The sequence below is a fragment of the Bacillus sp. FSL E2-0195 genome, assembly GCF_038003645.1.
GTDB lineage: Bacteria > Bacillota > Bacilli > Bacillales > Bacillaceae_G > Bacillus_A > Bacillus_A mycoides.
Genome location: NZ_JBBOPN010000001.1, coordinates 3039497 through 3052501 on the forward strand (window position 1 = coordinate 3039497; position 13005 = coordinate 3052501).

The following is a 13005-nucleotide window of genomic DNA, read 5'->3' on the forward strand; positions in this document are numbered from 1 at the left end:
TAAATCTTTTTAAAAATCTAGTTATTTCATAGTGAATGTATTTTTGATTAAATAATAAATTTGTTTAATACAAGTACTAAATAAGAAAAATTAACCGTCATAATGAAATTAACAAATTGAGTATTTTCATTTAAACTTCATAAAACTCAAATATATTTTTTTCTAAACATGTTGTTTCATCGGAAGTTTTGATAATGATATCAAAACGCTGACTATACGAATGCATAAATACTTCATATTGAATCCGGCGTTCTTCATGAGACTGCCTTAAATAATTTATATCAGCTCCCCTTTCAGCTATATCCCGGCTTGATCTTCTCATTAGTTCCGTTTCGCCATCTGTATAAAAATAAATTTTCAAATCAAATAAATCAGGATTAATAAATGCGGCGCTCATTCCCTCCACAATCGTTACTTTATTTTTCGAAGAAATCAACTTACTTTTCATATAATGCGTATCTATCGTATAAAAATCTAGCCCAGCTCTAACCATCTGAATATCTCTTTCTAAAGCTGCCAAATGGTGCGCTGCTGGATGACAAGCTGTCATTTTATAACGATGATTTTCATTTTGATATGTATAATGAATCACTGCATGCTTACGGATATCCGAACTAACAATGTAAGGATCTGTATTAATATAATTTACTTCATTTTGATTTAGTAGGTTTACGAGTCTATTAGCAAACGTTGTTTTTCCAGCTGCACCATGTCCTGAAATACCAATAACAATTTGTTCATCGCTCATCCTTAACCAATTTATGATTTCTTGTAACAACTTATCCATCATTCTCCCCCTTACGCTAATATACTACCCTTTATTTTAATATCCGAAAATCCTTTTATTTAATTATACATAAAAAGAAAAAGATAGTGTGATTTTTCATCATACCATCTCTAATTCTAAACAACTTTATTATCTTTTAAATGACTTTATTATTTGTGAACACCTACATGATTAAATACATTTCTAACTTTATCAATTCAATAGAATATCCTCTATTTTTCGGTAATTTATGCGAACCAATGCAGTCATGACTAATAAAGGAAAGAGCCAATCCCCTATACGATAGAAGATTGGCTCTTTCCTTTATTTACTCCCCTGTTTCAGAAAATCGCTTTATACGTTCTCCAATTTCATCGCGAACACGTTGAAATTCAGACCATTCTTTTCCTGCTGGATCATCAAATCCCCAGTGAACACGATTAACGTGAGGAGGTGTCGAAGGACAAACAGAATCCGCATGGCTACAAAGGGTAACAACTAAATCAGCGTTATTTAAAATATTTACATCAATTATATCCGATGTTTGATTCGTTATATCGATATTTACTTCTTTCATCGCTTTAATAGCATTTGGATTTACTCCGTGTGCTTCGATTCCTGCAGAATATACATTCCACTTATCGCCTAAATATTGTTTGCCCCATGCTTCTGCCATTTGGCTTCGGCATGAATTTCCTGTGCATAAGAAATAGATTGTCTTTTTGTTTTTCATGTTGTTTTCCGCCTTTATTTTTAAATTATACTGGTTGATCATTAAAATATTTACGCTTAAACCAAAAAGCAACGTTTACAAGTGCAATCATTACAGGTACTTCAACTAACGGCCCGATAACAGCTGCAAATGCTGCGCCTGAATGAATACCAAACACACCAACTGCTACAGCAATCGCTAACTCAAAGTTATTACTACCTGCTGTAAATGCTAACGTTGTAGTCACCGGATAGTTTGCACCAATTTTTCTTCCCATAAAGAAAGAAACAAAAAACATTACAATAAAATAGATTAATAACGGAATTGCTATTCTTACTACATCTAATGGTACGCTAACAATCATTTCCCCTTTTAAAGAGAACATAACGATGATTGTAAATAGTAATGCAAGTAATGTAAGTGGACTAATCTTCGGTATAAACACCTTTTCATACCATTGTCTTCCTTTTAACTTAACGAGTACAAAACGTGTCAACATACCTGCTATAAAAGGAATTCCCAAATAGATAAATACTGATTTCGCTACTTCTCCCATTGTAATATCGACAATAGCCCCTTCAATTCCTAACCATTCTGGAATGACTGTTACAAACACGTATGCATAAACAGAGAAGAATAACATTTGGAATACGGAGTTAAAAGCCACTAAACCTGCTGCATACTCTTTATCCCCATCTGCAAGGTCGTTCCAAACAATTACCATTGCAATGCAGCGTGCTAAACCAATCATAATGAGTCCGACCATGTATTCTGGCTTATCTGGAAGAAAAATAATTGCTAAAACAAACATAAGTACAGGACCAATAATCCAGTTTTGCACTAAAGATAAAACCAATACTTTTACATCTTTAAATACCCGGCCCATTTCCTCGTAACGAACTTTCGCCAACGGTGGATACATCATGACAATTAAACCAACAGCGAGCGGGATGGACGTCGTTCCAACTTGTAATGTATTTAGTCCGTCTACTACACTAGGAAACACAAACCCTAAACCAATCCCAACAGCCATCGCTAGAAAAATCCATAGTGTTAAATATCGATCTAGAAAAGATAAACGTTTCATTTTATTTTCCATCTCCTATTAACAACAAGAATTTTTATCTACTACGTTAGAAGTCGTGCAACAAGATGGATCTTCAATTTTATGAACATCACTATGTGCTTTTGTATAAAAGAATTCCCACTCGTTACCATCAGGATCCGTTACCCAAAACTTATCTTGAACTGCATAGCAACAAGTCGTATCCATCTCATCACGCGCAAAGAAACCTTCTTTTTCTAATCTTTCTTTATGTAATGTAATTTCTTCAGCAGTATCCACTTGGAAACCGAAATGATTTACCTGATTTCCCTTCACTTCATCTCGTACGTTCAGCGTGAAATTAAGTCCTGGCATCTCTAATAAAAATTTTGCATAATCTACTTTCACCTTAACTGGTGACACATCAAATACCTTTTCGTAGAATTCGATAGACTCCTCTAAATCCGTAACATTTATACCAACGTGAACATATCTCATAGCTTACTCCTCCTCTTTATATGTTATTAATCAATTTTTTTTGATTAATAGTATAAAATTTTAACAACAGCTACCTTTTCCTGTTTTTCTAAAAATACAGCACAATTCTTCTGATAATAAATTATTTACTTCCGCATCATTTAAATCATAATAACTCCACGTGCCTTTTGTTTCTTTTACAATTAAACCTGCATCTAATAAAATCTTTAAATGATATGACAACTTAGATTGCGTCATTTCAAAAATCTCTGTTAAATCACATACACACGTCTGGCCTCGCTGACAAAGCTCATACATAATCTCTAAACGCTTTTGATCCGCCAACGCTTTAAACTTTTTTTCATAGAGCTGAAAATCTTGTGCCACCGTAGTTCACTTCCCTTCATCAACTTTTTTTGATATTTATAGTATATACGCTGATTAATTTATTACGCAACTAATTAATCAAATTTTTTTGATTTATAAAAACTTCCTCACATCATATCTTTGCTACAACTAAAAAGGACCATAGCCTTTTCAAAAATAAAAAACTATGGTTCTTTTTACAACTTGATAGTTACAATATTTCCGAGGAATGGAGTCTCTATAACTGTTTTAAATTTTAATTTGACCATTATAGAGTAGTGCCCCATCACCATCAAGCTAAGAAAAACAAATACCCCCAAATGAAAAAAATCGATATAACTCTTCGGCAAATAAAGATAACTCTTGTTTTTGGTGCATATTCATAAAAAGCACATTACTATTTTCTCATTAACATAAGAGAATAGTAATGTGCTTTTAATTTCAAAAATAGTCTAAATCCTTAAGTTGATGGTTGTGGGGCGGGACCCCAATAAGAACGGTATCTAAGGTTGTATGAGAGGTGTTAGTTCCATTCCAAAGGCCTCAGCCGACGATTAACTCAAGTACTGATTTCGGATGACCCCCATGTGATGAAGTTCGTGTCCTGCGATGCCGTACGCGAGGGCGCGCACCGTAATGCTTAGGTTGTTGGCTGTGCCCTTTCGGGTCCACGCCTCCGCCGGTAGCCCGCGCAGCAATGTGATCGTTGATTGCCGTACGGCCCGGTAGTCTTCGGCCAATTGCTCGGTTGTCCAGCTTCCGAAAGGAGGCATGAACAATTCCTGATCGAAACCAGTCAGAGACGTCTGGTCCCCTCTTGCGAACCGAAGCAGGCGGTAGGTCATGACGCGTTCCGCGTCTGCAATGTGGCCCACGACTTCTTTCAGCGTCCATTTTCCTTCCGCATACCGATACGCGTACTGACTTTCGGTCAACGATGCCAGGAGCTCGATCATTTGCTTTTCCTGGGCGAGCAGAATGTCGATGATGTTACCGTCCGGTACCAAACGGATATATTCGCCGGAGTTCCCGGCGTATTCTTCTTCTGACGGTCTTTGATTCATGCGTAGTCACCTCTTATATGTAGATATAGAAAATTATAGCACTCGTCTATGTCTAATAAATTCTCGAAATGATAGAACTTTCCTTCTAATAATTGAGGATAAGCAACTATTTAGTTTGTCGGTCGCCACACTATCTTGATTCGTTAGCACAATAAGCAATGCATAAAAATTATCTGTTATACAATATTTCGAAGTTATTAATATATAAAGGTAACACCCTCTTTTTTAATTTAAAGATGGATTTTCAATTATATTTTGAAATGAATCGGAGTAAAACACACTGGTCTAACTACTTTTTTATAAACATCGTAACATTATTTCCCCCCCCATATTGCCATCAATTTGAGAAATGTATTCTTCTCAAAAATGAAAATCGACCTAAGATCCTATGGACAACTATGAAAGGATGAAATTTTCGTTTTGGGGATATTTCAGAAGTATAGCTTGATAGGTATGGGGTGGGACCCCAAACAGTACGATTTTATTTCAAAGACACAACGATCTTACTACACACTGTTTATTTATCCCACACTCTCATCTGCTAGTATTACTATTTTTTATTACTAATGTTGCCGTTTCACTCGGATGGCTAAGAGGAAAATGATGGCCATATGGAACAAAATCAACCTTACCAAGATGCGATGGAGCAGAATAGCCTCTGTCATAATCCCCCCAAATAATGTGAAGATTATACTTTGTTACTTCATTGAAATCACCTTGATCGTTTTTCAGTAGTAAACTGTTAAGCTGAACCGTAGTATTTAAAATTCTAGGAGAAGTAAAACTGTTACTTATTTTTTCGATATAATGTTCAGGGATGCTCTCCATACTTTCAAACAAACCATTACTTAATAAATAACGCCCTATCAAATTAGTATTTGCCAATTTTAATGTCCATTTGTTCATAAATTGGGGAACATTTAGCGATTTAGCATTTTTTTAGCAACAGGTGGCTGAAGTAAAGTGATTGAATACTTCTTATCTATGTACTTTTGTACCAATGCTTCCAGAAGAATAAACGCACCGAATGAATGGCCAATTAGATGTGCACCATTAGTAGCTTTCTCCAATAACTTTTTCACTACATTCAAATAGATATCTAGAAGATTTTTCTCTTGTTTAAAAGGAGAACGTCCCAAACCTGGAAGATCCAAGATCCATACAGGTTGACCAGTTTTTTCATGAAGCTCTTGTGCTAAAGGAAATAAATCCTCTCCATCACTCAATAAACCATGTAATAAAATAAACGGTTTATCCTCTCCTTATCTTCAGCACTTAGACCTAAATCTATTTCCGTCAAATCACCTTCAATAAAGTGCATAACTGCCTTTTTTAAGATGCCTCTTTCTTGAAAAATGCGTGTTGCTTTACTTTTCGACCTCACTAAAAGAAGAATTTTAACATCCTCTTTAGCTAATTCTTTCACTAATTGCTTTCCAATAAAGCCTGTTCCACCAATTAAAAATACTGTTCTCATATAAAATCTCCTTTTTAGTACTATTCAGTACTAATTTGATGTAAAAAAAAAGCTTCTTTTATCGAAGCAAGTTAAATAAATGATCTGCTGTTTTCGTGATTACAGTTGCATCCTTCAATGTTTCTGAAATAAATAACGCTCCTTCAAGATTTGTAATAAAAAGTGATGCAACCTCATCAATATTAATCGTATTTCTGAATTCTCCATTCTCTAACCCTTGTTTAAGTAATAGAGAAACTTTCTTTTGTAATTCTGTAAAAAAAAGACCTATTTTTTCTTTTATTTGCGTGGCCTGTGTAGGACTTTGAATATAAAGAGTAATAAATGGACAGCTCCCCTTATACTCTCTCGACTGAACTCCTTGTGATAATTGCTTTAAAAACAGTTGGATACGATCTTCAACTAAAAATTGGTTCTGAGAAAGTACGTCATCAATTGCAGATTGATACATTCCAATCCAATAATCAACGACCCCTTCTAATAATACTTCCTTATTAGAAAAGTGATAATACACATTAGACTTTGAAACTTTGCTTACACGTACTAATTCATCCATACTTGTATAAGCAAACCCTTTTTCTAAAAATAATGTTGCAGCTACTTCAATCACACGTTTTTGATTCATTAATTTTACCTTTGTCATAACTAGAACTATATAGTACTAATTTAAATGTTGCAAGGATTTATGTTAATTTGGAAAAAAGTTTGATTAAAAAAGTTCCACTAACATTGATTTTACTGCAAAAAAATCTTATTTTGAATAAAGTGGAACTGAACCCCGAAATTGTTAATTCACTATCGTCTAATAGGGGTCACCATACATACCCATCAACTTAAGAAAAAGAAATGCCCTCAAAACGAAAAAATGAGCGGCTTCTCAAAATAGCTATCTGTAGAGAAAGAAAATTTTAATTTAGGGGGAGATGAAAATATTAGCTTGATGGGTATGAAGTAGTGCCCCTATAAACAAAATCCTCCAGAAACATCTAAAATTTGCCCTGTTACCCAGCGGCTATCAGAAGAAGCAAGGAATGCTACTACATCTGCAATATCTTCAACTTGCCCTATTCGTCCGAACACAGATGAATTCGTAGCAAAATTTCGTATTTCCGGATTATCTAGCAATTTCGCATTTATATCTGTCTTCGTATATCCAGGCATAATTGCATTCACTGTTATACCTCTTTCTCCAAGATGTTTAGCTAGAGGAAGTGTCATCGTATTTAGTGCACCTTTACTTAAACCGTATGCAATGGACCCTGCAAAACCAAGTCTTACTTCAGCTGATGAAATGTTAATAACTCGCCCCTCCGCTCGTAATAACGGTAATGTTTGCTGAATTAAGAAGAACGGTGCTTTAATATTTACAGACATAATTTCATCAAAAACTTCTTCTGTCGTATTTTCAATTGTTCCTTGTGTACCTATCCCTGCATTGTTTACTAAAATATCAATCTCTGATGTACCAACTCTTATTTGTAATTCATTCTTCAATTGTTCTACTATCTTTTTGACACCATCAATTGAATTGAAATCCGCTTCAATTAAGAATGCCTTTCCTCCATTTGATTCAATCTCACTAATTGTTTCATCTGCAGCTGCTTTATTTCGGCCATAGTGAATTGCAACTAATGCACCGTCGTTTGCCAATCTCATCGCAATCGCACGACCAATACCGCGACTCGCCCCTGTTACTAACGCTACTTTCCCATCAAGATTCTTCATTTTTTCCACCCTTCCTAAATTTTCGTTTGATAAAGTGAAACTTTAATCAGTGGGGGTTTTCTTCATCCCCCACTGATTATCAGCCCTCACCAATCGGGCTTTTACGGGCAGTTAATCTCTCACCTAACCACTTTGCTCCAGCTGAATTTTGAGGTGGGAGTTTTACTGCCCGCAAATAGCGGGATAAATCCTATACTTATATTTTTAAGCAAATACTAATAATTTTAAATATAGATTTATAGGTAATTTAGTTCCTTCACTTATGATATTATAGTTATAATTTACGATTTACTTTAGAAAATAAAAAGGGGGGGCTATCCAATGCAAAACGCAGTAAAACTAGATGAAATTGACCATAAAATTATGAACTTGTTGTATGAAAATGCGAGAATTTCTGTTTCAGAAATAGGACGTATTATATCCATGACGCAGCCTGCTGTAAAAGAACGCATTAACAAGCTTGAAGATCAAGGGGTTATAGCTGCTTACCGAACGAAATTTGAGCCTTCCAAAATTAATAAAAACATCCAAGCATTCATTATGTTCAAAACGAGTCAATGCTCTGATTTTATCCAATATTGTAATGCCGCTCCTGAAGTAACAGATTTATATCGAATTAGCGGGGAATTTAATTATATGATGAAAGTCATGAGCGATTCGATGGATTCTCTCGCTGCATTTTTAGACTCTTTAATGCAATTTGGATTATCATCTCCTTTAATTGTTTTAAAGAGTGAATTTGAAGAGAAATTGTCGTTCTGATAAAAGGATACGTATTAACCTCCGCTAACATTAAAAGTTGCTTCTTTGTGAGAGAAATCAAAAAAACAAATGATATAATCTATTTAAAATCAAATGATCAAACACAATTGTTATAGATGGTTAGGAGAAAATTAATGAACGAAAAAATAGGCTATGTTTGTAAATTTTGCGGAGTATTTCACGATGAACTCCCTATATGTTATGGGAATGAGGCTCCCGATTATTTTTACTATATCCCTGAAGAAGAGCTAGAGAGTCGAGTTGAAATGGATGAAGATCTATGTGTAATTGATGATGAATATTTCTTTATGAAAGGTTGTATTGAAATTCCAGTTTTAGATGGAGAGGGACCTTTTATATGGGATGTATGGGTATCTTTAAGTGAAACAAACTTCCAAAAGACGCTTGATTACTGGGAAACGAAAGGAAGAGAAAACGAATTAGAGCCAATGTTTGGTTGGTTATCTACCCAACTTCCTTGTTATCCAGATACAGTAAGTTTAAAAACAATGGTTCATACTAGAGAAATCGGTTACAAACCTTATATTCAACTCGAACTAACAGACCATCCATTATCTATTGAACAAAAAGATGGTATTAAACTAGATCGCATCCAAGAAATTGCTGAAGAAATTTGTTATCAAAATAACGAAGAAATAAATGATTAGTAAATAAAAAAGAACATTGAAAAATCAATGTTCTTTTTTATTGCATTTTCACTTATTAATCAGATTTCTCTTCGAAAAGAGAACACTCAACTGTATTTTAACCACCTACCCCTGATTCCTCTGCTCCTCCCTAAACTCCTCCTTCACCTTTTCTAACAAACCTTCTTCTGTAATTAATCGATACGCCGTATTTGCTAGTGCTTTTGCGGATGTAATTAGCGCTTTATCTCCTAATTCTGAACGTGCCGCTTCTCTAAATTCATTCGTATGTGCAATTAAGTCATCTGGACCGATTTTAATGTACGGATGAATTGTCGGTACGACTTGGCTTACATTTCCTGCATCTGTTGAGCCAATTCCTACTCTTTCTTTACGGTTTACATCTTCACCTAGTAGTTCTAACTCTTCCGCTACAACGTCATTAAATGTTTTTGTTACGAGTAGTTCATCGATTTCATTTTGGAATTGATGAATTTTTACTTTTGTACCTGTTGCTAACGCTGCTCCTTGTGCGATGTTTCTTACTTTCTCTGTTACTTCCGCACATCTTTTTCTCGTTGCTGCGCGGATGAAGAACCTTGCTGCGGCGTAGTCAGGAATAATATTAGGTGCTTTCCCGCCCTCAGTAATAACACCATGAATTCTCACATCTGATGGGAGTTGTTGGCGAAGTGCATTAATACTGTTATACAGCTGGATAATCGCATCTAATGCGTTAATTCCTTCTTCTGGTGAGGCCGCTGCGTGAGCTGTTTTTCCGTAAAAATGAAAATCTAGTGGATCAACTGCTAGTGACGGACTCGTTGGAGCTGTTTTTCCGCTCGGATGAATCATAAGCGCCGCATCAATGTTTTTAAATAAGCCAGCTTTCACATAACTCGATTTTGCGCTACCATTTGGCCCGCCCTCTTCTGCTGGTGTTCCGAACACGACAACTTCTCCGCCGATTTCCTCAAGCGTTTCTGATAACGCGATCGCTGCTGCAACGCTAATTGTTCCGATTAAATTGTGACCACACGCATGACCGAGTCCTGGTAAAGCATCATACTCAGCTAAAAATGCGATAACTGGTCCTTGTTTCCCGGAACTTTTTCGCGCGATAAATCCTGTTTCATGACCAGCTATATTGTGCTGCAACTGAAATCCTGCGCTTCCTAACAACAAACTTAACGTTCTTGATGCGTAAAACTCTTGGTTACCAATCTCCGGATTCGCATGAATATTATGACTTGTTTCTATGTACTTTTCCTTATTTCTTTCTATACTCTCTTCAATTGTTTTTCTTTGTGACGTTACTCCTGTCGCTCCCATTTTTCTTCCTCCTTTTATTTTCACGTAAAAAAGCCTCTTTCTAAAAGATAGAAAGAGGCTTCTGTATATACAGTCAAAATGAGCTTCTTTCTTATCTTTCAAGTTACCTTGCTGGAATTGGCACAGTATTCATAAAGAATCCGCTGCCGAGGTGTCATAGGGCCAGTCCCTCTACCTCTCGTGATAAGAATTTTCATAAAATTATATTAAATTATTTTCATTCTAAGTTCATTCCAGACAAAAGTCAAGGAATTCCTATATGAATTTACCGAATATCTAAAAACCCTTTTAATACGCCAATTGTTTCAGGTGCTTGTAATCTTGCACATATGTACGGAAATTCCATACTACCTTCAAACATCATTTGAGATGTAAGAGGTGCTCCTGCCCAAAAGATTTCATCATCGATTACGATAAACGGGAATGCTTTATTTTGTCTTTGTAACTTTACATTTTTTAACGGAACTGGTCCATCACTATACAATGTTATTTGCGCATTTGTACGCATTAACGCTTGCCAGACTCGCTTATCCACTTGCTTTGTACTTGGAAGTGAAATAATAATTTTTCGTTTTGCGGCTAAAATATCTTTCAATAACCCTTTCGGCTCTTCAAGATTCATTTCCATAAACCAGCGTAAACGTTTCGAAATTTTCCGCTCCCACAATTGTCTTGATGTCGTGCGATCATATACATCTCCGTGACGTTCTATATGAGCTGTTAATTGTGATAACGCTTGTTTTCTCGAAAGATTTTTACGCATGTAGTGGCAATCTGATAATTGAATGAACTTCCCTCTCGCTCTCGTAACTGCAACGTTGACGAGGCGATGATTTTTATGGTCAAAGAATAACACGCCAGGTCGTTCTTGCGGATAACTATCTACCGTATCAAAAATCATCATATCTCTTTCAGACCCTTGAAACTTATGAACTGTCGCCGCTAAAACTGGTATGTTTTGATATTTCGTTTTCTGCAACATTTCTCTAATGCACGTTGATAAAAAGCGGGACTGTGCCCTGTAAGGCGTAACTACACCGATAGATTGAACACCGTCTAACAATCCAATTAACATCATTTGCATCGCTACTAAACCAGACATAATATTAAAACGAGAACCGGAAGCAGCGTCTTTTAAAGAAAAGGCTCCCATTAAGCTCGTATCAAATAAAACACTCGCCTCATTTGCGAACGGTTGCAGTTTCGCAAGTTCTTTACGCTCTGAAACAGATGGATGATCGTATACTCTGTTTTTATAAATAAATGAATTCGTAAACTTCGATATATCCGTATGCATACGTCTTTGCTCCTGCAGCATAAAAAGGTTCGGATGTGCTTCTGATTTATTTACAGAATCAACAATCCCTGCATGATAAAACATATCTTCACCGAGCCATTTTCGAACGAGTTCATGGTTCGCCATCGCAATCGGAGGTAACTGTAAAAAGTCACCACAAACGACAATACGTTTCCCAAGTGAAGCAGCTAATGCGATTTGCGGAACATAAGCCATACTTACTTCATCTACGACAACTAAATCAAATGTACGCTCATAAATAAGTGAATCAATTGCACATTTCGATAAAGTCGCACCGATTACTTTCGCATTTTCAATGTATTCTTTTTCTACTTCTTTAATTTTCGCTTTTTGCTTTCGAAGATCACTTTCAATCTCTTGTATACGCTTCTTATCAGCAGAAGTCGCTTTATATGATAAAATCTTTTCACGAAGATCTTGTCGTGTCTCTTCTAAATAGAGTCTTTCTTCTCCCCAAGATCCATTCGTCGTTTCAACTAACTTCGATGCAAGTAACGTTTCATGATTTCGTATATGTTCATGTTGACTATAACCGTAACGAACAATTTCGCCAGGCGTCCATTTCTTTTTCTTCTCAATTTGCTTCGTTACCTCGCTCATTAATACGTCTACTGCCGCATTACTATGAGCTAACACAAGTACCGATTTTCCTTTTTGATAATGAGCCGAAATAATACGTGATAAATTGTACGACTTCCCTGTTCCCGGTGGTCCCCACACGTACGTTGTTGGATTGTAAAAAGAACGATACGCCAATTCATTTTTCGTATTTTTCATCTTTTCAAGATGTTTCGGACTGCTCGTCCCATCAACAAGACGCTTTATACGATTACGTTTTAGCTTATCTTTATGTGCCTCTTTCAATCGCTCTTGTAGTTGTTCTAACAATTGCCACGGTTCACTGTATAAAACCGCTTCTCGTATTTCACCTTGTATATAATCATTTAATTTCAGTTCTATTTCTAATCCATGTACAGATAATACTTCCCCCGTCGCTTCCTCACCATCGAACTCAATTCGAATTGGTGAACCTTCAGGTAAGCTTACTTCCGAAATAAGCTGAAATACGTATACTGTACTTTCATAATCTGTATATAAAAAACGACCGTTCATGATAGAAATTTTACTACCACCTATCGTTTTCCAATGTTTAATTTCATACGCTAATGCATAATGCCACTCTTTCATCGTTGCCGATAATGAAGGAGTTTGAGTAGTTGTATTCATCGTATAATCTCCTTCCTTCTCCCCAAACATACTTTCTCACTATACCATATAACACGCTAAAATTTGTAAGGTTTTTATCTTGCTTAT

At 35.9% G+C, this 13005-nt stretch carries 13 protein-coding genes, 1 pseudogene and 1 riboswitch; of the genes and pseudogenes, 2 read left to right on the plus strand and 12 right to left on the minus strand.

The window, feature by feature from the left end:
- Nucleotides 1–130: 130 nt before the first annotated feature.
- The 10 genes and pseudogenes from MHH59_RS15690 to MHH59_RS15730 all read right to left on the minus strand — a co-directional run bounded on the left by MHH59_RS15690 (nucleotide 131) and on the right by MHH59_RS15730 (nucleotide 7632).
- Complete coding sequence (locus MHH59_RS15690) at nucleotides 131–787, minus strand: uridine kinase family protein (RefSeq protein WP_033730768.1); 657 nt, start codon at nucleotides 785–787, stop codon at nucleotides 131–133.
- Between the two features lie 307 nt (nucleotides 788–1094).
- Nucleotides 1095–1499, minus strand: coding sequence for an arsenate reductase (thioredoxin) (gene arsC / locus MHH59_RS15695; protein WP_002128037.1), 405 nt, complete (start codon nucleotides 1497–1499; stop codon nucleotides 1095–1097).
- Between the two features lie 25 nt (nucleotides 1500–1524).
- Complete coding sequence (gene arsB, locus MHH59_RS15700) at nucleotides 1525–2565, minus strand: ACR3 family arsenite efflux transporter (RefSeq protein ID WP_002128038.1); 1041 nt, start codon at nucleotides 2563–2565, stop codon at nucleotides 1525–1527.
- Nucleotides 2566–2583: 18 nt separating this feature from the next.
- Nucleotides 2584–3021: an ArsI/CadI family heavy metal resistance metalloenzyme gene (locus MHH59_RS15705; protein ID WP_002128040.1), complete on the minus strand. Its 438-nt coding sequence runs from the start codon at nucleotides 3019–3021 to the stop codon at nucleotides 2584–2586.
- A gap of 60 nt (nucleotides 3022–3081) precedes the next feature.
- The gene (gene arsR, locus MHH59_RS15710) at nucleotides 3082–3387 is read right to left on the minus strand and encodes an arsenical resistance operon transcriptional regulator ArsR (protein ID WP_000046014.1); all 306 of its coding nucleotides are present in this window, start codon (nucleotides 3385–3387) and stop codon (nucleotides 3082–3084) included.
- 533 nt (nucleotides 3388–3920) lie between these two features.
- A complete protein-coding gene (locus tag MHH59_RS15715) occupies nucleotides 3921–4430 on the minus strand; it encodes a DinB family protein (protein WP_087996081.1) in 510 nt (169 codons plus the stop codon).
- Between the two features lie 534 nt (nucleotides 4431–4964).
- Nucleotides 4965–5692, minus strand: a pseudogene (locus MHH59_RS15720) (alpha/beta hydrolase); the annotation flags it as partial.
- The gene (locus MHH59_RS30860; protein ID WP_445290617.1) at nucleotides 5653–5907 is read right to left on the minus strand and encodes an SDR family NAD(P)-dependent oxidoreductase; all 255 of its coding nucleotides are present in this window, start codon (nucleotides 5905–5907) and stop codon (nucleotides 5653–5655) included. The gene MHH59_RS30860 and the pseudogene MHH59_RS15720, both read right to left, overlap by 40 nt.
- Nucleotides 5908–5965: 58 nt before the next feature.
- On the minus strand, nucleotides 5966–6532 hold the full coding sequence (locus tag MHH59_RS15725) for a TetR/AcrR family transcriptional regulator (protein ID WP_070128202.1): 567 nt from the start codon (nucleotides 6530–6532) through the stop codon (nucleotides 5966–5968).
- A 335-nt stretch (nucleotides 6533–6867) separates the two neighbouring features.
- Entirely contained in the window at nucleotides 6868–7632 is a 765-nt protein-coding gene (locus MHH59_RS15730; RefSeq protein WP_002128046.1) for an SDR family oxidoreductase, read from the minus strand.
- A gap of 321 nt (nucleotides 7633–7953) precedes the next feature.
- Between MHH59_RS15730 and MHH59_RS15735 the strand changes: the two genes are divergently transcribed.
- Nucleotides 7954–8394, plus strand: a complete 441-nt coding sequence (locus MHH59_RS15735) for an Lrp/AsnC family transcriptional regulator (RefSeq protein WP_001178569.1) — start codon at nucleotides 7954–7956, stop codon at nucleotides 8392–8394.
- 134 nt (nucleotides 8395–8528) lie between these two features.
- Nucleotides 8529–9062 (plus strand): DUF2199 domain-containing protein, encoded by a 534-nt coding sequence (locus MHH59_RS15740; RefSeq protein ID WP_002128048.1) that lies wholly within the window; start codon nucleotides 8529–8531, stop codon nucleotides 9060–9062.
- Nucleotides 9063–9167: 105 nt separating this feature from the next.
- On the opposite strand, the gene MHH59_RS15745 is transcribed toward MHH59_RS15740, so the two are convergent.
- Together MHH59_RS15745 and MHH59_RS15750 are read right to left on the minus strand one after the other, a co-directional pair.
- A complete protein-coding gene (locus MHH59_RS15745) occupies nucleotides 9168–10373 on the minus strand; it encodes a M20 family metallopeptidase (RefSeq protein ID WP_033734082.1) in 1206 nt (401 codons plus the stop codon).
- Between the two features lie 88 nt (nucleotides 10374–10461).
- Nucleotides 10462–10563, minus strand: a riboswitch (SAM riboswitch).
- A 75-nt stretch (nucleotides 10564–10638) separates the two neighbouring features.
- Complete coding sequence (locus MHH59_RS15750) at nucleotides 10639–12948, minus strand: AAA domain-containing protein (RefSeq protein ID WP_340851733.1); 2310 nt, start codon at nucleotides 12946–12948, stop codon at nucleotides 10639–10641.
- Nucleotides 12949–13005 lie beyond the last annotated feature (57 nt).